Genomic DNA, 23979 nt, shown 5'->3' on the forward strand with positions numbered 1-23979 from the left:
GGGGGGGCAAATGATTATATTGCTTTAAGGATAGGCACAGGTATATCTCCCGATAACCAGACCAACAATGTTTTTTATAATTCAGCCAATTATAAATTAAAAACGAATAACATTGCGTTGGAGTATAGGCGGACAATTAAAAACAATATTATTCTTTTTGCTCAGGCTTCACTTGATAATCAGGAATATGCAAAAGATACAAGGGGTAACCAGATATCTTTTGGGGTAGGTGGAATTAAAAAATTTTAACTTAATAAGAAAAGAGGAGTTTCACATCTTTAGGTTTCCAAATGAATTTATTTAGTTAAATACTGATAATTAAACAAGTACATGCTTAATTTCATTACCTTACAAATAACAATACTTAAATTGTATAATTATGTCGAAAAGCCAGGATACTAAGAAGGGGAGTAAAAAAGAACCTCTTAAGACTGCTAAAGAAAAGAAGGAAGCTAAAAGAGAAAAGAAAAACACTAAACACTCTGAATAACTTTAATAAATCCCTGTAATTACAGGGATTTATGCATTTAAAAGGAACTGATAAACGGTAAAACAGATTATATACGTTTAAAAATATAGTCTGCAGTTTCGGCAAGTCGGTTTGAAAAACCCCATTCGTTGTCATACCATGCCGCAACCGATAATAAATTACCTTCTTTGGTTGTAAGAGGCAGATCGATAAGCGAAGAATGCGGATCGCCCACTATTCTTGCAGAAGTCCATTCTTCTTCCAATACATCAAGCACTCCTTTAAGCTGTTCGGTTTTGGCTGCTTTTCTGAAAGCTTCATTTACCTCTTCTACAGTACAATCTTTTTCGGTAATAAGGTTAAGTTCAGCAATACTTCCTGTTTTAGTAGGTATTCGGTATGCTTTACCTGTTATTTTAAGATCTTTCCATATAAACTGTAACGCTCTTGCTGCTCCGGATGATGACGGAATAATATTTTCTGCTGCTGCCCATGAATCTCTTCTGTCTTTCATTGGCTGATCTGTTAGCGACTGGCTATTTGTATAAGAATGCACAGTAGAGAATAAACCGTATTGTATTCCGAAATTTTCAAGTATTACTTTAACAACAACGGCCAAAGCATTGGTTGTACAGCTACCCATGCTTATTATCTTATGGTCAGTTGGGCTAAATTGCTCTAAATTAATACCTTTTAAAAGTACTGCATCGCAATCCGCCAGCGATTTGCTTGGTGCGCTTATCAGCACATATTTAGCACCTCGGTCTATGTGCGCCTGAGCTCCGGCTCTTGTAGAGGCACGACCTGAACAGTCTACCACCATATCAACACCCAAAGCTCCCCAATCCGGTATTTCGGTTTTAGAGTTCACGTAATTTATAGCGTGGTTTCCAATTTTAAGAACAGAATCCCCCTCAGTGGAAACAGATTCTTCCCAACGGCCATAGTTAGTATCAACACTTAAAAGGGCTGCCAAGGTTGGTAGCGGCTGTATGTCTGCAATATACGAAGGAAGTACGCTGTTATTTTTAACAGCTATCTTAAGAAACTGTCTGCCGATACGTCCAAATCCATAAAGTGCAATTTTTTTCATAATTATTTATTTTGGTTATTATTAATATTTAATGTGGTGATAACTGCAAGTACTATAAAGATAATCATTTGCAATAAAACTACATTCCATCCTCCATGTTTCCATGCTATTATACCTGCAAATGCTCCTAAAGAACCTCCTATAAAAAAAGAGGTCATATAAACGGTGTTTATCCTGCTGTTTGCTTTAGTATCCAGAGTATATATAAGTGCTATATTAGTTGTTTGTACTGCCTGAACCCCAACATCAATTAAAAGCACAGTAAGTATTAGAGCTATATTGGAAGCAGGGAATAAGTACAGTAGTATTATACTAACTACAATAAGAGTTAATGCAAGCAATAAAACTTTTTTGGGACTTTCGCCTTTATCAGAAATTTTCCCGATTAACGGAGCCATTAACGCGCCGCCTGCTGCAAGCAAGCCATACAAGCCAATAATATCCGGTTTATAATTAAACGGGGCTCCACTAAGGTAAAATGTAAGTGTTACCCAAAAAGAACTCAATGCTCCAAAAACCAGCGCACCTAATAATGCTGAAAGTCTTAATGTACGGAAACGCTTAAGCTGATGTATAACAGATGATAGCAGTTTTAAATAACTACCCTCAAACCTGTCTTCTACCGATGGAAAATCTGTTTGCATTAATATAGCTGTTACACCAACTATAGCAGCCGATATTAAATATACATATTTCCAGCCAATCCATTCGGTTATAAAACCGCTAAAGACCCTTGCAGTTAATATACCAATTAATATTCCTGTAAAAATTATACCTACTACTTTTCCACGGTTTTCTGTTACTAAACTTGCTGCCATTGGCAATATAACCTGAGCCGTAACAGCAAACAGACCTATTGCCAGACTGGCTGCATAAAGGCTAAGTAAACTTGTGGAAAATGACATGCCTATTAACGCAGCAATAAGTAATAATTGCAAATAAAGTATAAGCCGCTTTCTGTCAATTTTATCACCCAACGGAGTAATAAAAAGTAGTCCTAAACCATATCCTGCCTGAGATAAAGGAGCTATTATACCTACATCATCTCCATTTAGATTAAGAGATCTGGCTATCTCATTAAGAATAGGCTGGCAATAGTATATATTAGCTACGCAAACTCCGGCAGTTATTGCCATAATTAGAATTTGTATAGAGGATAATTTTTTCATGGTATAAATTTTAGATGATTGTTTTCAGCTAAGTTTTTAATGCACGGAAAGCTTTTTTATCATTTCGGAAGAAAGCGAATCTGCGTATGGGCCAAAAGCACTAGTGAGTACACCTTTAATGTTGTGAACATCTGAAGTTATACCATATACAATATCTTCATCTCCGGGATCTGTTTCACCTTCAAAACGAAAAACATACTCAATAGTAAATTCTTCAGGCGACATTGATTGCTGATTGTTATTAAAGCGGATGCAATTCTCGTCAAGATTAAAATTATAGGTAAATCCTTTTTCAGTAAGCCATGAAAGCGCTTCGGTCACAGTGTCAAAAGCAGGTTGTTGCGTATTCATTATTCTTTTATGAATTTTATTAATTCTTCGTTGAATTTATCTTTTTCTTCCACAAAAGAAGCATGACCGCTTTTTTCAAAAGGAACCAATTTAGAGCCTGCAATGCCTTTATTCATTTGTTCTGCAAGAGCATAAGCTACTATCTTATCTTGTATAGCATGAAGGATCAGGGTAGGTATTTTAATTTTTGGAAGATCACCTCTTAAATCCTCATCTCTTAATGCAATAAGCGCCTGTTCCATAGCATAAGGAGATGATTGCATTTCTATTCCGCCAAGCCAAGCCGCTATTCCCGGGGACAATGAAGTTGGAGATAGTGTGAAACGCTCACCTATAGCTGCTAATAGTGCAGGTCTGTCATTATTATTTAATTCTACCCATTGTGTAATATCTTCTTTGGTAAAGAATGGATAAGGGTAATCAGGCTTTTTAGTATGGCATGGTGCTGCTGCCGAAAAGAGAGCCATTTTGCTTACATGTTCACTGTTATATTTGGCAACATAATGTAACACAATAGCACCTCCCATAGAATGTCCGCCTATTACTGCATCTTTAATATCCAGCTTATCTAATACAACTTTAATATCATCAGCAAACTGATCATAGTTATACTTACCATAAGGTTTGTCAGATTGTCCAAAACCTCTAAGTGTAATACCAATAACCCTGTAACCTTCTTTTAAAAGAGCATTGTATTGGTATTCCCAGCAGGCATCACTAACTGGGTATCCGTGTATTAAAACTACGGGTTTTCCTTCACCCATATCAGTAACATGTAGCCTTACATTTGGCTCAACTTCAATATATTCTGCCCTGGCTCCGATTTTTTGTGCAATACTTTCAGCAACAACATTTTCTTTATTTTCTGTGGTTTTACTACAAGAAGTAACAATAATGAACATTCCTGCAATTAATAAATTTAAAGTAAGTTTTAAGACTGAAAGGTGCTCGGCTTTTTTTGAAATTACCCTATTTAGAGATAAAAGGGTTTTCTTGATAAATTCTGTTTTCATGTTTTAAGGTTTTAAATTAATATTATTACTTAAACATGAAGCGAAGAATATGCCTTGGATTTAAAATACTGATTATTAGTTATTTATTTGGTTCGTTGTGAATTTTAATTTACGATATTTCGTAATTACAGCAATACAATAGTATAGATCTAAAAAATTATTGGGAGAGATAATGTGTCTTTTTTATTCCTAACCGTATCATTCTTGATTGCAGAGTAGTAGGAGGCATACCCAAAAGTGCAGCAGCACCATTTGGCCCTGAAATTCTTCCGCTGCACTTAGATAATACCCAGATAATATATTCTTTTTCAAATTCAGTGAAAGGCTTAATAGTAAAAAGTTCTTGTTGCTTTTGTGTTTTGTCCTGTATAATTGTACTAAGCTGAATTTCTTTAATTACATTATCCTGTGATAACAGAACAGCTCTTTCTATAGTATGCTCTAATTCCCGAATATTACCTGGCCATGTATATATTTTCATGGCATTTAATGTTTTAGCGGCAATTTGTTTTATTTTATTTTTCCCTGAATATTTTTGTAGAAAAAACGCTGCTAATTCTTTCAGGTCACTGATACGTTCCCTTAATGGAGGGATATTTATAGGAAAAACATTTAGCCTGTAATATAAATCGGCTCTAAAGTTACCATTGGCAACCTCCTGCTGTAAATCACGGTTGGTGGCAGCAATTATCCTTACCTTAACAGGTATAGTAACATTTCCTCCAATACGTTCAATTTCTTTTTCCTGTAGTACGCGAAGTAATTTTACCTGTAATTCAGGAGATAATTCACCAATTTCATCTAAAAAAAGTGTACTATTATTGGCTCTTTCAAACTTACCTGTCTTTTGTTGTACTGCACCTGTAAAAGCACCTTTTTCATGTCCAAAAAGTTCACTTTCAATTAAATTTTTAGGAATTGCAGCACAATTTACTTTAATCATTTCTTTGTTGCTGTAGGCTGAATTGTCATGTATGGCCTTTGCGATCAGTTCTTTACCCGTACCGCTTTCACCCAACAATAAAACTCCTGAATCTGAGTTCGCTACGGTTATAATTTTTTCCTTTACAATTTTAATTTCCTTACTATTTCCAATTATAGCATCTAAAGATGAGGTTACGGTTTGATGAGAGATAGTATCATATGAAACCTTTGCACTTAAATCAGCGGGTTGTAAATATAATTGTTCTTTAAAATTTATATTATCTATAGTTATACCTATTTGCACAGATAGTCCTTTCAGTAAGCGCATTGCACTTCTGCTTAAAGTACCGGGCTTCTTTACACCTATAATAATAATTGAACTGCTTTCAGTAGTATTTGCAGGTATGCATATAACTTCTCTTATTCCGTTTTCGGTTGTGTTTTTTAAAAAAGCTGGCGTTGTATTATTTTTTTTAAAATCAGAAGCAGAAATTGTTATTGGTTCGGCAGAATTCTGGCAGGTGTTGTAAAAACCGTCTTTTATATCATAGACTTCGTTTTTATATTGCTCATATTCTTTATTACTATCATGGTAAAATAAGCTATATTGTTTTGTTTTCTCATTGCCTGAACATAGTATAAAGCTATCAAACAAAACATGTGGCTTTAAATGGTTCTGAATTGCATCATCCAGTTTTTTTATATCTGTGGCAGATGCAAAATACTGAGATAATGAGAAAAGAATTTTTAGTTCCTGTTCTCTTTCCTGAATACGTTGTAAAATACTATCGTGTTGCGAATTTATTCCCATTTTTAGATAATAAGCAATTTTACAAATTCTAGATAAACAATATTATTCTCCGCTATTTTTAAGCCAGATATCTGTGTATAATTCAGGATGTCTTTTAAATTGCGCATGTACATAAGGGCATAATGGTTTAACCATAAGATTATTATCCCTGCTGTATTTAACCATATCTTCTAAAAGTAATTTTGCATAATCTTTTCCTTCACCAGATGGATCTATTTCAGTATGATACACGGTAAGGACAGTGTCAGTAATACTTATTACCATTGTCCCTGTTTTATTTCCGTCTTCATATAAATTAAAAGCACCATGCTTTTTTGCGTCAAGTTCTAGTTTAATTTCCTGCATAATATTATTATATTAAGTTAAGAATGTGTTTGTTTAATACCATATTTTTTCATTTTTGAATATAATGATGTCGCGGGTATTTTAAGTATTTCTGCGGCACCACCCGGACCAAAAACTTTACCGTTACAAGATTCAAGTGCCTGTAGTATATATTCACGCTCCATATCTTCCAGCGATCTTAAATTTCCATTAGCAGCAACTGAAACAGGGGCAGGGGAGATACTTACAGGAAGTTCTATATTAGATATTTCAGTACCTGTTGCTATTAAGATGCTTCTTTCAATAAGGTGTTCTAATTCACGTATATTTCCGGGCCAGTTATAATTTTCAAGTTGCTGCAATGCATTGTTACTAAATCCAACAAGATTTTTTCTTGTTTTAGCATTGAACTTTTTAAGAAAATATTCGGCTAGTTGTTTAATATCTTCTTTACGCTCACGAAGAGGCGGAAGTTCAATAGGGAATACATTTAATCTGTAATACAGATCAAGTCGGAATCTTCCCTCAGCTACTTCATATTCCAGGTTTCTATTTGTTGCAGTAACAATACGCACGTTTACTTTTATTGTTTTGTCACCACCAATTCTTTCAATTTCTTTTTCCTGTAAAACGCGCAGTAATTTAACCTGGGCATCTAAAGGAAGTTCTCCAATTTCATCCAGAAAAACAGTACCGCCATCTGCCTGCTCAAATTTACCTATGCGGCGCGTGTTAGCCCCTGTAAAGGCACCTTTTTCATGTCCAAATAATTCTGATTCTATAAGCGAAATGGGCAATGCTGCACAGTTAACTATTACAATAGGTTTATTTTTACGATCTGAATTTTCATGAATAGCATGTGCTATTTTTTCTTTGCCTGTACCACTTTCTCCTAATATTAAAACAGAGGTATCTGTAGGTGCAACAACACTAACCTTTTTAAGTACATCATTTAAAGCTGTACTATTGCCTATTATTCCATCAAATTGTATGGTGTTCTTTGCGGTTTCATATTCTAAAGGTAAATGATGAACTAAATTATAACGGTAACGGGCAATGTCAAGCATTACAAGTAAATCTTTTTCCCTAAAAGGCTTAACCATAAACCCATAAGGCTGTGTTTTTTTTACATCCTCTAATGTAGTTTGGTTTGTATTGGCAGAAATAAATAAATATGGAATTTGCATTTCCATTAATTCCCAAGCCAGGTCTATACCTGTTTCGTCGCCTTTTACTATAATATCAAGCAGTACCCAATCTGGTTTTTTAGTACTAATAATATCTCTCGCCTGCGCAACAGACGAAGCAATGCCTATTACATTATAGCCTGCTTTTTTGAGAATCATTTTCAAATCGTTAGCAACTATGAATTCATCCTCAACAATCAATATTTTTTCTTTTGTATCCATTTTCATCAGGCTTAAATTTCAGCCTCTCTTTTTATAAAGTTAACAGTTATTATCACTCCGTTATCTGAAGCTATGTTAAAGCTTCCATCCAGTTGCTCTGCCAGGCCAATCATCAGATTCATTCCTAAAGAATCTCGTTCGGCACTATCAAAATCAGGCTGTAAACCAATTCCGTTATCAGCAATCTGTAAAGTATATTTGCAATTAGATTTCTCTTTTAATACTATACTGATTAATCCTTTATTTTCAGGAAACGCATATTTAATTGCATTACTTATAGCTTCGTTTAAAATAAGCCCTAAAGGAACAGCCTGAGCAACATCCAGTTCAATAGGTTCTGTTTCAAAAGTAAATTTAATCTTATTATCAGTACCAAAACTATCCTTTAAGTAGTTCACTAATTCCTGAATGTACCATGACATATCTATACTCGAAAGATTTTCAGTTTGATACAGTTTCTGATGAATAAGAGACATGGCGTGCATGCGATGCTGACTGTTTTGTATAGCCAGTAATGCATCTTCATTTTCAAGATACGCAGATTGCGTATTCAATAAACTTATTACTATCTGCAGGTTGTTTTTTACTCTATGGTGTATTTCTTTTAAAAGCCATTCTTTTTCATCAACAAGCTGTCTTAATTTTTTATTCTGCCTATTTATCTCGGCACGTTTTTGCTCTAATATAGTATTGCTTTTACGTTTCATACAGTATCTGCTGTAAAGCAAAATAGATAGAATAAATAAAATTATAAGGCCTGCAATAAACACATATCTTATAACAAGTTCGTTATGCAGTCTTGTTTCCTGTAATATTCCTTTCTGCTTTAATAGCTTTATATTTTTGTCCTTTTTATCGGTTTCATATTTAACCTGAAGATCAGATAATTGTTTTGTTCTTTCAAGGTTAAAAAGAGAATCATTTAATTGCTTATACATTTTTAAATGATTAAAAGCTCCCTGATAATTGCCGGTAGCAGAATCTGATTTATAGTATGTCCTTTCCAGCTGGGAAAGGTTATAAAGATCATTATTTAATTTTGCGAGTTCCTTTAATTTATTTATATATACATAAGTTTTATCTGCCTGACCTGTTTTTAATAAAAAATGTATCATTGCATAATACATTTTTTCCTGTTCAATATGATCTTTATATTTAAGATTATTTACATCATTACTACACTTTACTAACTGATCGTAGTACGGCTTGGCTTTATTATATTTTTTTAAGCTGCAGTAAACTAATATATAAAGTGATGGATATTCGGCATTGCAGTTTTTATCTGAATAGTATTTATAAGAACTATTTAAAACCTCCAGTGCTTCAGCATTCTTACCTCTGCTATAAAGCCCACGTGCTGTATTAAGGGTTATAGCATTTACAGCCTCTGCATCGTTACACTTTTTAGCTATTACTATTGCTTTTTTATAATATTCTACTGATTTATCGTAAATTTTTAACTCCGAATATATAGTTCCTAAAAGGTCATATATGAGGTTAAGCCACTTTTCATTACCATTTAAATTTTCGGTTATTTTTTCTGCTGCCAATGCATAAGACAAAGCATTTTTATAATTACCCTGAACTCTGAAATTCAGCGATAGCATGGTGTATTCTTTAAAAACATCATGTCTTTTAATACGCTTTTTTATTTTAATAGCCTGTTTTGCAAATTTTATAGATGTAGCAGGATCATCAATAGAATTATGAATGATTGACAGTTCAACAAATGTTTCCGCTTCATCATAAAATGCACCTGTTTCTCTGTATAACTGTATTGCCTTTTTATAATATTCTTCTTTTTTAGAAGTTTCATTCTCTGGCATATTATATCCTAAAGAAATATAAACAGCTGCCTGTTCTTTTTTAAGGTCATTTTTAATAGCATATTCTAAAGCTTTGTTTTTTAATTTAACTGCCAAATCCTTGTGCCCTCTTTCCTTTGCAATTTCGCCATCAAGCAGCATACTTTGTGCTATATTTTCCTTTAAATCAAATTTCCTGCTTATTTGTATTGATTGATTATTAAGTAATGAAGCACTGTCCAGATCGGTTTTAAATTCTCCTTCTTTTTCAAGACAATACCTTGCTGCTTTCAAATAAAGATCCGCTTTTTCTACATCATTTTTTTTATAAACTATACCTTTCATGACTTTATTAAAGTGCTCTTTATCCATTGACTGGCTTAAAACACTTAAAGTAAGAAATAAAGTAAAAAAGATTATTAATTTAAGTTTCATAAAATTACTGATTTTGTACAGCATGATTCTTTGATATAATATAACACACAAGCATAGATCCTCCTGCTAATAAAATAGCAGCTAAACCAAAATATTTTCCTGCAAAAGCACCGGTTAAACAGCCTAATAAAAACCCTGATATTGTTATAAGCTGTTTTTTAAAGCTTATAACATTCTCGGTACTTTTAAAGCCTTTAAAAAGCAATGCACCTAAATCCAGAGATGCCTGCGTAACATTGCCAGTCATCATTGTAGTTGGTCCATATGTAGCTTTGCTAAATAGTTTACCAAATGCATTTTGTAATCCTAATGCAAAAACAATAAGTAAAATTATAATATACATTACCAGCTTTTGTTCATTTTCCTGATTATAAAATAACGCAATAAAACCCGCTGCAATAAGCAATAAACATTCTACAAACAGTAGTTTATTACTTTTTACTTTGCCAGACATAAGTCCTCCGGTAATTACAGCTATAATAAATATGGGAAAGGTAATTAATTTTATCCATGCATCAATATCTCCACCTGTAGCCATTTGGTAAGCAAATACTATAAAGTTTCCCGTTACGTGTGCAGAAAAGATATTATCACCGGCTATAAAAGTTACGATATCACAATAGCCGGCTACAGCAGCAAGCATTAATGTAACAGTATTAATATTTTTCTGTTCCATATATCTTTATTTTAAGTGTGAGCGCAGCATCCAGGCCATTTTTTCGTGAGTTTCCATAAGTCCGGTAATATAATCGCTGGTGCCATAATCTTTTAGTTCATTTGCAAACCTTTGAATGTTTTCTCTCAGATAAATAATAATACTTTCATGGTCAGATAGCAGTTCTTTAATAAAACCTGTACTATCATTCTTCTCTCTTGATACTTCGCTTAAATGAGTTAACTGAAGAAACTCTTTTAAAGTGCCAGGAGTATGATGACCTAATATCCTTATTCTTTCAGCGACACTATCAACTATTTCTTCAAGCTCGGTATATTGTTGTTCAAAAAATAAATGCTTGTTATAAAAATCAGGCCCTTCAACATTCCAGTGTGCATTGCGGGTTTTTGTATATAATACAAACTCATCGGCTAAAACCTTACTTAATGTTTCAGTTACATCGACTAAATGATTTTTTTTAATTCCAACAAGAGATTCCATATTTTTTATTTAGTTGTTAATAATGACTATAATACCTGTTTCCAAAAATTTCTTATTTGAAAAATATTCTTGTAATACAGTTATCTATTACTTTGCCAAACACATAAATATTTTATTTATAGATATTTAAGTGTTTTACTTATTTTTAAATTTACGATATATCGTTAAATTGTTTTTTAACTTATAATAAGTAAATTTTTAATACATGATATTTATCAGGTTTTTACCGGCTTCAGAATTTAATATTTGCTGATTAATTTTAATCAGGAAATATGATAAACCGTAAATTACACAATTTCCATATCCCGGTTATGGGACTTGCCTATACTATTGATAGCCCTATAAAATTGGCTCATTTTGGGATAGATTCTGTTATTTCAATTATTGACGATGAATTGATGGAAAAAATGAATGCTTTTTATAGTGAAAAGTTTGATATTCCATACAGGCATATAACTACGAAAATAAATGATTACAGAGCAGAACGAATAACATCTTATTTAAATACAGTAGACAAAATAGTTAAAAAGAAATATACAGAATTTTGCACTGAACTTTCGGAAAACAAGCACATTCTTAATGATTTTATAGCTATGCTTCCGCCTATGTCAGCTATAAAGAAAGGATTACAATTTTATGTTTCCAGTCAGTTTAATAAGGCGAATGAGATTCGTAATTTTTTATCTCAATATTTTACTCCTGGCAATATAGATGTTAATATAATGACTAAAGTGGACAAAGCTAATTATAATAAAAACGAAGCTTTATCCACAATTTATAATGATGCCCATGCTTCTCTTAGAGGTTATGCTAATAGTAAGCTTTGTTCTTCCTTAGTGCTTTCGGCAGGTATGAATCCTTCATTATATAATTATATAGCAGATTTTGATGACTTTTTTCCTGATGCAAATGGAAGTATTAAGAAGAAGATTATACTTAAAGTCAGTGATTTTAGGTCGGCACTCATTCAGGGAAATTTTCTGGCTAAAAAAGGCATTTGGGTATCTGAATACAGGATTGAATCGGGTTTGAACTGCGGAGGCCATGCATTTGCTACTGAAGGTCTATTGTTAGGGCCAATTTTGCAGGAGTTTAAACAAAGAAAGAATGAGCTTATAAATATTTCACATGAATTATTAATTAAGGCTCTCTTACAGAAAAATAAAGTAGTCCCAAAAATTCCGATGGACTTAAAAATAACAGTTCAGGGAGGTATAGGTACAGCGAGTGAACATGATTTTTTACTAAAACATTATACTATTGATTCGGTAGGCTGGGGGTCTCCGTTTCTGCTAGTGCCCGAAGCTACTTCAACAGACACTGCCACCAGAAAATTATTGGCTGGTTCAGACTCTTCAGCATTTTACAGAAGTGAGATATCACCCTTAGGAGTACCTTTTAATACAGTAAAAGGTGCTACAAATGAGTATTTTAAAACTGAACGTATTATAAATAATAAACCGGGTAGCTCATGTCCTAAAAAATTACTGGCATTAAGCAAAGAATATGATGAAACCGGTATTTGCACAGCTTCGCACAAATATCAGCGCATAAAGCTTAGTGAGCTGGAAAATTTAAAAGATACTATAACCGAAGATGAATACAAAAACAGAAAAGATATTATTACAGTAAAATCTTGTTTATGTGTAGGGCTGGCTAATCCGGCATATATTGAAAACAATATTAAAATTAAAGGAGAAGAACAGGGAGTGGTTATTTGTCCCGGACCAAATATGGCTTATTTTGATAAAGAAGTTTCGCTTAAAGATATGGTTCGTCATATTTATGGATATCACTCTGTTTTGGCAAAAGGGTACCGCCCGAATATGTTTATTAAAGAATTGCAACTCTATATAGATTACCTGATCGAAGATATTAAAAAGAGTAGCAGCTTATATTCTATACAACAAATTAAAAAGTGGAGTGTTTTTAAAAATAATCTGCTAGAAGGAACAGAATATTATGAAAGCGTTTTTATGTCTGTAAATGACACAAATAATGTTGAAGAATTAAAACATTATAAAAAGAGGATAAAAGAAATCATGATCCCTGAGGCAGAAATTGTAACTAGCCTACAAGTTTAGATAATTTATTTCTGTCCGGTATAATTATTTTTTTGCCGGACAGTTTTATTACTCCTGTTTTATTAAAATCAGACAATAGTCGTATGCAGCTTTCAGTTGCGGTGCCAACTATTCCTGCCAGTTCTTCACGTGAAAGTTTAATTTTTAAGCTTTTATCATCTTCAAAACCAAAGGTATCATAAAGATATATCAACGTTTCTGCTAAACGTTGTTTTACGGATTTTTGAGCCATAGTTACCAAATGCTCATCGGCTTCTTTAAGGTCACCGCAAATAGTTTTCATAACATTCATTGAAAACTGGTTATTTTGGTTAAAAAGTCCCATTATCTCTGATTTAGGTATAAAGCATACCTCCATATCTTCAAGTGCAATTGCACTAAGATTTACAGGTTCTTCACTTATCATAGACCGTTGTCCAAGCAATTCACCTTTGGTAATAAGTTTCACAATCTGGTCGTTGCCATTAGCACTTAACTTTGTTAGCTTGCATACACCGTCTTTAATGCAAAAAATACCATTTACATTTTCACCCTCTGTAAAAATAGGTTCCCCTTTTTTTATGCTGTATGATGATTTACAATTGGCAATTTTGAGTAATTCATCTTTGTTCAGTGCTTTTAAAGAGCTGAATTCCCTAACGATACATTGTTCACATTTACTCATAATCATACCTGATTGTTTAGGCAAATTTACATAAGTTGTATGATAAATATCATATTTTATTGCAGGTAATCTCATCAATTTTGTTTCAGGTAAAATTGAGCAGATATGAACGCACAAAATTGTTTTCATTGTGGGTTGCAAATTGTAAAAAAGGGAGAAATAGTTTTTGATGATAAATCATTTTGCTGCAACGGCTGTAAAATGGTATATGAAATTTTTAGTCTGAACGGACTTACAGACTATTATAATTTTGAAAACTCTCCGGGTGCAACTCCACAAGATATTAAAGGTAAATATGACTTTCTGGATAATGAGGTTATAACAGACCGTCTTTTAGAATTTAAAGAAGAGTGTACTTATATTGTTACATTATATATACCTCACATACATTGCAGTTCCTGTATATGGATTTTAGAGAATTTAAATCGTTTATCTAAAGGAATAAGCAGTTCTCAGGTTAATTTTCATGAAAAGAAGGTACGTATTATTTTTAGCCCTGCAGAAACATCGCTCAAACAAATAGTTTATTTACTTAATTCTATTGGTTATGAGCCTTACATAAGTCTGGATAATTATAATAAACAAAGGAAAAAAACGGATCACTCACTTATTTATAAGCTTGGTGTTGCTTTTTTTTGCTTTGGTAATGTAATGTTGCTTTCTTTTCCGGAATATTTTGAAGTAGAAGAATATTGGCTTGATAATTATCGTGATTTTTTTCGATGGCTGATTTTTGCCCTTTCACTGCCTTCTTTCTTTTATTCTGCAAGCGGATATTATATATCTGCATTTAAAAGTATTAGGGCAGGTATTTTAAATATTGATATACCTATTGCTCTTGGTCTGGTAATAATGTTTATTCGGAGTACGGTAGATATCGTTTTTGGTTTTGGTCAGGGATTTTTTGACAGTCTTACCGGATTAGTATTCTTTATGCTTTTGGGTAAGCTCTTTCAGCAGAAAACGTATAATTTTTTGTCTTTTGAAAGAGACTTTAAATCCTATTTTCCTATTGCGGTCACTAAAATTGCTAAAAATGGCGATGAAACTTCTGTACCTGTTTATGATATAGTGGCGGGAGATAGATTAATTGTCAGAAACCAGGAACTTATATCTGTTGACGGGATACTTATTTCTGATGAAGCATATGTAGATTATAGTTTTGTAACGGGTGAAGCGGAAGCAATACCTAAAAAATCGGGGGATAAACTTTTTGCAGGAGGTAAGCAGCTTGGAGGTGTTATAGAAATGGATGTGTTAAGTTCTGTTTCGCAGAGTTACCTTACGCAATTATGGAGTAATGATATTTTCACTAAAAAAGATTCACGTACCTATAAAACACTTACCGATACCATAAGCAGGTATTTTACACCTATACTGTTGGTTATTTCGATCATCTCTTTATCGATATGGGTTTTTATTGATACTAAAACAGCTTTTAATGTATTTACTGCTGTACTAATAGTTGCCTGTCCGTGTGCTTTAGCCTTAAGTGCGCCTTTTACACTAGGGAATGTATTACGGATTATGGGTAAATGTAAACTGTATTTAAAGAATGCTGCAGTAATAGAGCAGATGGCTAAGGTTGATACTATAGTTTTTGATAAAACAGGAACTATAACTACCAATAAAAAAACAACAATTACTTATGAAGGTTTGCCAATAAAACAAACTGAAGAAGTTTTAATAAAGACTTTATTGAGAGGTTCAAACCACCCTTTAAGCAGGCGTTTATATGATTATTTGCCTTCAGTAAAACCTTTACAGATATCTGATTACGAAGAAATAACAGGAAAAGGTATTCAAGCCTGTGTTGATGGCTCTTTCATCAGGATGGGATCGGCCACATTTGTGAATAATAGTAATGACGATTCATTACAGACAGAAGTGCATGTTGCAATTAATAACAGTTATAAAGGAAAGTATATTTTTAAAAATCAGTATAGAGAAGGAGTAGGTAAACTATTTCATGATCTATCGCAAAAATATGATCTCAAAATACTTTCGGGTGATAATGAAGGGGAGTGTGATACTTTATCAAATTTACTTCCTGCCGCTACTGAATTTTATTTTAACCAGACCCCTGAGCAAAAACTGATTTTTATAGAAAATCTGCAAAAGCAAGGAAAAAATGTAATGATGATAGGCGATGGACTTAATGATGCCGGCGCACTGGCGCAGAGTAATGTTGGTATTTCTATATCTGAAAATGTAAATGTATTCTCTCCTGCATGCGATGGGATATTAGATGCTGTTCAATTTGAAAAGATAAACTGGTTCCTTAGGTTATCTAAAAACACTATCAAAACTATTAAAATGAGTTTTGTGCTGTCATTGCTGTACAATACTGTAGGGCTTTCATTTGCCATAACAGGAAAGTTAATGCCTTTAACTGCTGCTGTTATTATGCCTTTAAGTACAATTACCATAGTGAGTTTTGTAACTCTCATGAGTAATTTTTATGCTAAAAAACCTTAAAAATAAAGGCTATCCATGATAAATATCATGTTTTATAAGTACTACCAAACGTAGATTTGTTAACATAAATTTTAGAAGTATGAGCGTAATATATTTATTAATCAGTATCAGTATTATAGTCGCAGTACTGTTTTTATATGCCTTTCTAAGGGCGGTTAAAAACGGACAATTTGACGATGATTATACACCTTCCGTCAGAATTCTTTTTGACGATGAAACTAAAAAAAACGAAAACAAAACTAACAACAATTAATTATGGAAATGCAACAATTTTATTACGATAATAAAATCGTTAAAAAATTCCTGTATGCTACTATTATTTTTGGTGTAGTGGGTATGCTTGTAGGTTTACTTATTGCATCAATGTATATGTTTCCGGGATTAACCGACGGAATTTCATGGCTAAGTTATGGCAGGTTAAGGCCCTTACATACCAATGCTGTAATTTTTGCCTTTGTAGGTAATGCAACTTTTGCAGGTGTATATTATTCTATGCAGCGATTGCTAAAAACAAGGATGTATAGTAATTTGCTAAGCAATATTAATTTTTGGGGTTGGCAGCTTATTATAGTTGCAGCAGCAATATCGCTGCCTTTGGGTTATACTTCGTCAAAAGAATATGCCGAACTGGAATGGCCTATAGATATTGCCATTGCGGTTATATGGGTAGTTTTTGGTATTAACATGATAGGTACTATTTTAAGAAGGAGAGAGCGTCACTTATATGTAGCTATCTGGTTTTATATTGCCACATTTGTTACTGTAGCTATACTGCATATTTTTAACAGCCTTGCGCTACCTGTTAGTGCGCTAAAAAGTTATTCTGTATATGCCGGAGTTCAGGATGCCCTTGTGCAATGGTGGTATGGGCATAATGCAGTAGCCTTCTTTCTTACTACACCTTTTCTTGGGTTAATGTATTATTTTGTACCTAAAGCAGCAAACCGCCCTGTATATTCTTACAGGCTGTCTATAATTCACTTTTGGTCATTAATATTTATTTATATATGGGCAGGACCACACCATTTATTATATTCTGCATTACCGGATTGGGCACAAAATTTAGGGGTTGTATTTTCTATAATGCTTATAGCACCTTCCTGGGGAGGTATGATAAACGGTTTGCTTACACTACGTGGTGCCTGGGATAAAGTAAGAACAGAGCCAGTACTTAAATTTTTTGTAGTTGCTATTACAGGTTATGGTATGGCAACATTTGAGGGGCCTATGCTATCTCTTAAAAATGTAAATGCTATAGCCCACTTTACCGACTGGATTATTGCTCACGTACACGTGGGGGCTCTTGCATGGAACGGATTTTTAACTTTTGGTATGATTTACTGGCTTGTACCAAGAATGGCAAAAACCAAATTATTCTCTGTAAAACTGGCTAACTTCCATTTCTGGATAGGTACGTTAGGTATTATACTTTATACTTTACCAATGTACGTTGCCGGATTCACACAGGCTTCTATGTGGAAACAATTTAACCCGGACGGTACTCTTAAATATGGTAACTTTTTAGAAACCGTAAAACAAATAATGCCAATGTACTGGATGAGAGCTATTGGCGGTACTTTGTTTGTAATAGGTCTATTAGTACTTGTATATAATATTATAATGACTATTCGTCAGGGACAAAGCATTGAAGATGAATTGGCAAAAGCTCCGGCTTTACAAAAAATAACTACAAAAAGAGTTAAAGGGGAAAAATTCCACCCATGGCTTGAACGCAGACCAATACAACTTACCATTTTAGCTACTGTTGCTGTTTTAATAGGAGGTATAATTCAGATTGTGCCTACTATAATGGTAAAATCAAACATTCCAACTATATCCACAGTTAAGCCATATACTCCTTTAGAACTTGAAGGAAGGGATCTTTATATACGTGAAGGCTGTGTTAGCTGTCACTCACAAATGATAAGGCCTTTTAGGAGTGAAGTCGAGCGTTATGGAGAATATTCAAAATCGGGGGAATATGTTTATGACCATCCTTTCCTTTGGGGATCTAAACGTACTGGACCGGATTTGTTCAGGGTAGGTGGTAAATATAGCGACAACTGGCATTTTAATCACATGTGGGATCCGCAAAGTGTGTCTGAGGGTTCTATTATGCCTGCTTATAAATGGCTTTTTGATAATAAAAAGGCAGACTATAGCCAGATTCAGAAGAAAATGGAAGTAATGGTTAAACTGGGTGTACCATATTCTTTACAGGATATTGCCAATGCACCTACAGCTATAGCGCAACAAACAGCAGAGATTGAAAAGAACTTATATGCCGATCCTGATTTTGTAAAAAGCTATGAGGAAAGCAAAAAAGCAGCTATTGCAAGAAATGAAGAATTTATAGCAATGAAAGACCGTGAAATAGTAGCATTGATAGCTTACCTGCAACGCTTAGGTACAGATATTAAAATTAAAAATACAACGGATAAAAAATAATAGTTATGCTAAAGTTTATAAAACATAATTTGGAAACTATCTCAGGAATTGAGATTTATCCTATCCTGTCCTTACTTATATTTTTTCTGTTTTTTGTGGCTCTGTATGTATGGACTTATACCTATAAAAAAGAAAAAATAGATGAAATGAGCAGAATTCCGCTCGATGATAAACAAGAAACTGAAACTAACTGAATAGATAAAATTTAGGATTATGAAAAAATTTATTCCTGTATATATAAGGGTACCATTAATTTTTGCTTTGGTATTTATGGCTCTTGAGTTTTTTATAGACTCTGGTGACAGACCGGCCTTTTTAAAATATCCATTAGTTTCACTTTTTCTTGCAGTATTCCTTTTTATACAAATAGCCATAGAAATTGTTGTTTATGCAATAGATAAGGTTACTTATAGCTTGCTTACTGAAGAGCAAAAACGAAAATTAGCCGAAATTGATGCTATAGAATTTAAAGACACTAAATGGTTTAAAAAACTTAAAGGCTTTTTTATAAAAATCAGACCAATAGAGGAGGAGAATGAAATTTTACTGAATCATGATTATGATGGTATAAAGGAGTTAGATAATGTTTTGCCGCCATGGTGGGTAAACCTTTTTTATGGTTGTATTGTTTTTGCACTCATATATTTGGTTCGCTTTCATATACTGGAGGGTAAAGACCAAAAGGCTGAATTTGAAACCGAAATGGCCGAGGCAAAACTTGCTGTTGAAGAATACAAAAAAACAGCAAAAGATCTTATTGATGCCAATACAGTAGTTCAATTAACGGAACCTGCTGATATAGAGTCAGGTAAAAAGATATTTGACACAAACTGTATTGCATGCCATCGTCAGGATGGAGGCGGTGCTATAGGACCAAACCTTACAGATGAATACTGGCTTTTAGGTGGAGGTATTAAAAATGTATTTCACACCATAACTGAAGGAGGACGTGATGGTAAGGGTATGGTTGCATGGAAAGGCACATTAAAACCATCTGAAATACAATTAGTAGCAAGTTATGTGTTGTCTTTAAAAGGATCTAATCCGAAAGATCCTAAAGAACCTCAGGGAGATGTATGGGTGCAAGAGGATGAAAAACAGGCTGAACCTGCTAAATAAAAAACAATGACTGATATACATGAAGATGATGAATTTCGCGACAGGATAGCTACCATTAATCAGGAAGGCAAAAGACAGTGGATATATCCTAAAAAGCCAGCTGGTAAATTTTACAAATACAGACAAAAAGTCAGTTATTTTTTATTGCTTTTTTTAATAGTTTCTCCATTTGTAAAAATCAATGGAAATCAGTTTCTTATGTTCAATGTATTAGAGCGTAAGTTTAGTATATTCAGCTTTCCTTTCTGGCCTCAGGATTTCCATTTGTTTGTTATTTCTATGATAATTGGGGTGGTGTTTGTGGCCTTATTCACAGTGGTTTTTGGGCGTATATTTTGTGGATGGATCTGCCCCCAGACCATTTTTATGGAAATGGTTTTCAGGCGTATTGAATATTGGATAGAGGGAGATAGAAATGCACAAATTAAGCTTGATAAGCAGGAATGGAATACTGAAAAAATTAAAAAGAAAACATTTAAATGGTTTCTCTTCTTCATAATCTCATTTGGTATTGCCAATGTTTTTTTGGCCTATCTTACAGGTAGTGAGAAACTCCTGGAAATGGTTACAGAAGGCCCAGTTAACAACGAGGGAACTTTGATAGCACTATTAATATTTACAGGTGTATTTTATTTTATTTATATATGGTTTAGAGAGCAGGTGTGTATTATAGCCTGCCCGTATGGTAGATTACAAGGGGTTTTATTAGATAATAAATCCATTATAGTTGCTTATGATCATGAAAGAGGAGAGAAAGAAGCCGGAAGAGGTAAATTAATTAAAAATGAAGATAGAGCTGAGGTAGGGAAAGGTGATTGTATTGATTGTAAGCTTTGTATAGCTGTATGCCCTACAGGTATAGATATTCGTAATGGTACCCAATTAGAATGTATTAATTGTACAGCATGTATAGATGAATGTAATACTGTAATGAATAAGGTGGGTTTACCGGAAGGGCTTATTCGTTATGCAAGTGAGGATGAAATCACCAAAAAAGAGAAATTTGTTTTTACAGCCCGTATGAAAGGCTATGCTGCAGTATTATTTATTCTTACAGGTATTTTTATTGGGATGCTCTTTTTACGAAATGATGTAGAAGCTACAGTATTGCGCCTACCAGGGCAGTTATATGAGCATAAAGGAAATAAAATAAGTAATGTATTTACTTATAAGATAATAAATAAAACAGCTAAAGATTTTAACAGCGTGCATTTTGTACTTGAAAACCCTGAGGGAGATATAAAGCCGGTAGGAAAACCTGTTTTTAAAATAAAAGGCGAAAGTATTGTGCAGGGAACACTGTTTATTGAAATAGATCCTGTTTTATTGAAAAGTGACAAAACAAAAATAACACTTGGTGTATATGACGGGAATAAACGCATTGAAACGGAAACTACAAATTTTTTAGCACCAAGAAATTTTAATTAATACGAATAGCAATGAAAATAAATTGGGGTACGGGTATAGTAATAGCATTTTTAATGTTTATCAGTTTTATATTATTCTTTGTTTTTAAAGTGCAGAGTGACAGTAAATATGATAATGAGCTTGTTGTTGAAGAATATTATAAACAGGAACGAGGATTGGAAGCATTGCTTGACAGAGAACAGAATGCTGCAGATTTAAAAGATAAACTTCAAATAGATAATTCTAACGCTGATGTAATAAAAATTGTATTTCCTAAAGAATTTGATTTTAAAAATATAAAAGGGAAAGTGTCCTTATACAGGCCGTCTGACCGGAAGCTTGATTTTGAAACTCCAATTTCATTATCAGCGTCATATCTGCTCATACCTAAAAGTGATTTGGCAGGCGGCCGATGGGACATTACTATAGACTGGCAATATAATGGAAAAGGATATACTAATAAAATAATGCTTAATTTATGATTTTATTATTTTGAAATATAGGGTATTATGTTATTTTTAATAAAGTAAAACATTATGTTATATTCGGCATTATTACTTGGGCTATTATCCAGCTTACATTGTATAGGAATGTGTGGTCCTATTGCTATGATGCTTCCGCTTGACAGATATAATCCTGCAAAAAAAACAATTCAATTATTATTATATCATACAGGAAGGATAACAGCGTATGGAACATTGGGATTGCTATTTGGCTTTTTAGGAAGAGGCTTATATCTGGCAGGTATGCAACAGCAATTATCAATTATAGCAGGGTTACTTATGATAATGATTGTAATGATTCCAGAAAGGTTATTTGCACGATATAATTTTTCTAAACCTATTTACCTGGTTATAAGTAAACTTAAAACTAGTTTAGGCAGACAGTTTAAAAAAAGTAGCTATAAAGCAATTTTTGTAACAGGGCTTTTTAACGGATTTTTACCTTGTGGGCTTGTATATGCAGCGTTATTTGGAGCAATAGCTATGCAAAGCATACCATCAGGTGTGTTTTATATGATTTTATATGGCTTGGGTACAGTTCCGCTAATGAGTGTTGTAGTATATACATCAGGACTTATTAAAGATTCATTTCGTAATAGCTTTTCTAAAATAGTACCTTTTGTAGCCGTATTCATAGGTATGTTGTTTATTGTTCGCGGATTAGGTTTAAGTATTCCTTATGTATCTCCGGGTACTATGAGCTTGTATGTAGAAAAAGAATCTCATTGTAAATAATCGTAATTTGTAAAAATAGTAAAAGCCCTGATTGATTTAATAGTCAGGGCTTTTAGTTTTGTAACATGATTAAAATTATATCGTCATAGAAAATAATTGGGTTTCAGGAGCTTTTCGTTTTAGTCTTAAATCAAAGGCCATACATATATTACGAACAAATGCTTTACCATTTTCGGTAACTGTAATGCGGTTTTTTCCAAATTCCAGCAAATTATCATTTGCCATTTCATTTAAACTAAGTATTACTTCAGGTAACTCAGCAAACTGTTCATCTTCATTTTCCCATGAAGTTTCAAAACAACACATAAGGTTTAAAATATGTTTTCTGATTATGAGATCTTCATCAGTTAGTAAATGTCCTCTAAACACCGGTAGTTCATTTTGTTCAATTCTTTTATAATAATCCTCTAGTGTTTTTTCATTTTGCGCAAAACTATACCAGCTATCACTTATAGAAGATACACCTAAACCAATCATCAATTGTGTTTTAGAGGCGCTGTATCCCATGAAATTACGATGGAGCTTTCCATTATTAAAAGCAGAGAATAAACTATCTGTTTTAAGCGCAAAATGATCCATCCCTATTTCATAAAATCCTTTTTCAGATAATAGATGTTTACCTATTTCATATAATTTTCTTTTTTCATCGTCTTTTGGCAGGTTACTCTCATCAAACCCACGCTGTCCTAATCCTTTAATCCACGGAACATGGGCATAACTATAAAAAGAAAGCCTGTCAGGATTTAATGATTTTGTTTTTTCTATTGTATCGGCTATGTTTTCAATAGTCTGAAACGGCAATCCAAAAACAAGATCATGGCTAATAGAAGTATAACCTGTTTCTTTAGCCCAAAAAGTTACTTTTGCTACATTATGAAAAGATTGTAAACGATTTATAGCTCTTTGTACCGTTTCATCATAATCCTGAACTCCAAAACTTACTCTTCTGAATCCTAAATCATAAAGTGTTTGTAAATGTTCTCTGGTAGTATTATTTGGATGACCTTCAAAACTAAACTCATAACCCGGTGCTTTTACTCCTCTGTCAAAAATACCTGTAATAAGTATTTTTAAATTTTCAGGACTAAAGAAAGTAGGAGTGCCTCCCCCCAAATGCAGTTCTTTTATAAGAGGGCGTTGAGGTAAAATATCACAATACAAAGCCCATTCATTTAAAACTGCTGTAATATATGTTGTCTCTACTTCATGACGGCGTGTAATTCTTTTATTGCATCCGCAAAAAGTACACATGCTTTCGCAAAAAGGCAGGTGTATATAAATGCTGATACCTTCGGAAGTGTTAGTTTCTTTAAAAGACCTGATAAATGACTCCTGCCATTTTTCTGTACTGAAACCACTATTATCCCAATAAGGGACAGTAGGATAGCTTGTATATCTTGGTCCTGGAACATTGTATTTTTGTATAATTGAATTTTCCATAACATTTATCTTTTATAAATTCAAAATTATTAGACTTTACTATCTCAAAATATGATAAATGTCAGTATAAGAACTTAATTAACTCTTATGATATACTCCCATAAAAGCGTAATTAATTTTTGAATAATTAATTAATTATGGA

Annotated in this window: 21 protein-coding genes and 1 pseudogene; 10 read left to right on the forward strand and 12 right to left on the reverse strand. The window is 33.2% G+C overall.

The window, feature by feature from the left end:
- Positions 1-249, forward strand: a pseudogene (locus NHE85_RS13990) (hypothetical protein); the annotation flags it as partial.
- A 308-nt stretch (positions 250-557) separates the two neighbouring features.
- Here the strand turns inward: NHE85_RS13990 and NHE85_RS13995 are convergent.
- The 10 genes from NHE85_RS13995 to NHE85_RS14040 form a co-directional block, all read right to left on the reverse strand.
- On the reverse strand, positions 558-1562 hold the full coding sequence (locus NHE85_RS13995) for a type I glyceraldehyde-3-phosphate dehydrogenase (RefSeq protein WP_252812764.1): 1005 nt from the start codon (positions 1560-1562) through the stop codon (positions 558-560).
- Positions 1563-1564: 2 nt separating this feature from the next.
- On the reverse strand, positions 1565-2731 hold the full coding sequence (locus NHE85_RS14000) for an MFS transporter (RefSeq protein WP_252812765.1): 1167 nt from the start codon (positions 2729-2731) through the stop codon (positions 1565-1567).
- Positions 2732-2767: 36 nt separating this feature from the next.
- Positions 2768-3082, reverse strand: a complete 315-nt coding sequence (locus NHE85_RS14005; RefSeq protein WP_252812766.1) for a phosphoribosylpyrophosphate synthetase — start codon at positions 3080-3082, stop codon at positions 2768-2770.
- Positions 3082-4095, reverse strand: coding sequence for an alpha/beta fold hydrolase (locus NHE85_RS14010; protein ID WP_252812767.1), 1014 nt, complete (start codon positions 4093-4095; stop codon positions 3082-3084). Before NHE85_RS14010 ends, NHE85_RS14005 begins: the two co-directional genes overlap by 1 nt.
- A gap of 157 nt (positions 4096-4252) precedes the next feature.
- Complete coding sequence (locus NHE85_RS14015) at positions 4253-5830, reverse strand: sigma 54-interacting transcriptional regulator (RefSeq protein ID WP_252812768.1); 1578 nt, start codon at positions 5828-5830, stop codon at positions 4253-4255.
- 42 nt (positions 5831-5872) lie between these two features.
- Positions 5873-6175 carry a GNAT family N-acetyltransferase gene (locus NHE85_RS14020; RefSeq protein ID WP_252812769.1) on the reverse strand — a complete coding sequence of 101 codons (303 nt, stop codon included), beginning with the start codon at positions 6173-6175 and terminating at the stop codon, positions 5873-5875.
- A gap of 17 nt (positions 6176-6192) precedes the next feature.
- Positions 6193-7563 (reverse strand): sigma-54 dependent transcriptional regulator, encoded by a 1371-nt coding sequence (locus NHE85_RS14025; protein ID WP_252812770.1) that lies wholly within the window; start codon positions 7561-7563, stop codon positions 6193-6195.
- An 11-nt stretch (positions 7564-7574) separates the two neighbouring features.
- On the reverse strand, positions 7575-9803 hold the full coding sequence (locus tag NHE85_RS14030) for a histidine kinase dimerization/phosphoacceptor domain -containing protein (protein WP_252812771.1): 2229 nt from the start codon (positions 9801-9803) through the stop codon (positions 7575-7577).
- 4 nt (positions 9804-9807) lie between these two features.
- Positions 9808-10479: a YoaK family protein gene (locus NHE85_RS14035; RefSeq protein WP_252812772.1), complete on the reverse strand. Its 672-nt coding sequence runs from the start codon at positions 10477-10479 to the stop codon at positions 9808-9810.
- A 6-nt stretch (positions 10480-10485) separates the two neighbouring features.
- Complete coding sequence (locus NHE85_RS14040) at positions 10486-10959, reverse strand: Dps family protein (protein WP_252812773.1); 474 nt, start codon at positions 10957-10959, stop codon at positions 10486-10488.
- Between the two features lie 272 nt (positions 10960-11231).
- Here NHE85_RS14040 and NHE85_RS14045 point away from each other — a divergent pair, with 272 nt between their 5' ends.
- Complete coding sequence (locus NHE85_RS14045; RefSeq protein ID WP_252812774.1) at positions 11232-13043, forward strand: hypothetical protein; 1812 nt, start codon at positions 11232-11234, stop codon at positions 13041-13043.
- Here NHE85_RS14045 and NHE85_RS14050 read toward each other — a convergent pair.
- Entirely contained in the window at positions 13027-13707 is a 681-nt protein-coding gene (locus NHE85_RS14050) for a Crp/Fnr family transcriptional regulator (RefSeq protein WP_252813313.1), read from the reverse strand. The two genes, NHE85_RS14045 and NHE85_RS14050, sit on opposite strands and share 17 nt — an antisense overlap.
- Before the next feature lie 105 nt (positions 13708-13812).
- Here NHE85_RS14050 and NHE85_RS14055 point away from each other — a divergent pair, with 105 nt between their 5' ends.
- From NHE85_RS14055 to NHE85_RS14090, 8 genes are all read left to right on the forward strand, one after another.
- Positions 13813-16185, forward strand: a complete 2373-nt coding sequence (locus tag NHE85_RS14055) for a heavy metal translocating P-type ATPase metal-binding domain-containing protein (protein ID WP_252812775.1) — start codon at positions 13813-13815, stop codon at positions 16183-16185.
- Between the two features lie 79 nt (positions 16186-16264).
- Entirely contained in the window at positions 16265-16438 is a 174-nt protein-coding gene (gene ccoS / locus NHE85_RS14060) for a cbb3-type cytochrome oxidase assembly protein CcoS (RefSeq protein WP_252812776.1), read from the forward strand.
- Positions 16439-16440: 2 nt separating this feature from the next.
- On the forward strand, positions 16441-18633 hold the full coding sequence (gene ccoN, locus NHE85_RS14065; RefSeq protein ID WP_252812777.1) for a cytochrome-c oxidase, cbb3-type subunit I: 2193 nt from the start codon (positions 16441-16443) through the stop codon (positions 18631-18633).
- Positions 18634-18638: 5 nt separating this feature from the next.
- The gene (locus NHE85_RS14070) at positions 18639-18827 is read left to right on the forward strand and encodes a CcoQ/FixQ family Cbb3-type cytochrome c oxidase assembly chaperone (RefSeq protein ID WP_252812778.1); all 189 of its coding nucleotides are present in this window, start codon (positions 18639-18641) and stop codon (positions 18825-18827) included.
- A gap of 19 nt (positions 18828-18846) precedes the next feature.
- On the forward strand, positions 18847-19752 hold the full coding sequence (locus tag NHE85_RS14075; protein ID WP_252812779.1) for a cbb3-type cytochrome c oxidase N-terminal domain-containing protein: 906 nt from the start codon (positions 18847-18849) through the stop codon (positions 19750-19752).
- 6 nt (positions 19753-19758) lie between these two features.
- Positions 19759-21180, forward strand: a complete 1422-nt coding sequence (gene ccoG / locus NHE85_RS14080) for a cytochrome c oxidase accessory protein CcoG (RefSeq protein WP_252812780.1) — start codon at positions 19759-19761, stop codon at positions 21178-21180.
- Positions 21181-21191: 11 nt separating this feature from the next.
- On the forward strand, positions 21192-21641 hold the full coding sequence (locus NHE85_RS14085; protein WP_252812781.1) for a FixH family protein: 450 nt from the start codon (positions 21192-21194) through the stop codon (positions 21639-21641).
- Between the two features lie 54 nt (positions 21642-21695).
- The gene (locus NHE85_RS14090; RefSeq protein WP_252812782.1) at positions 21696-22397 is read left to right on the forward strand and encodes a sulfite exporter TauE/SafE family protein; all 702 of its coding nucleotides are present in this window, start codon (positions 21696-21698) and stop codon (positions 22395-22397) included.
- Positions 22398-22472: 75 nt separating this feature from the next.
- Here NHE85_RS14090 and hemN read toward each other — a convergent pair whose 3' ends face one another.
- Positions 22473-23837: an oxygen-independent coproporphyrinogen III oxidase gene (gene hemN, locus NHE85_RS14095; protein ID WP_252812783.1), complete on the reverse strand. Its 1365-nt coding sequence runs from the start codon at positions 23835-23837 to the stop codon at positions 22473-22475.
- Positions 23838-23979: the final 142 nt, after the last annotated feature.

It is taken from the genome of Flavobacterium sp. NRK1 (genome assembly GCF_024054175.1).
Classification (GTDB): domain Bacteria; phylum Bacteroidota; class Bacteroidia; order Flavobacteriales; family Flavobacteriaceae; genus Flavobacterium.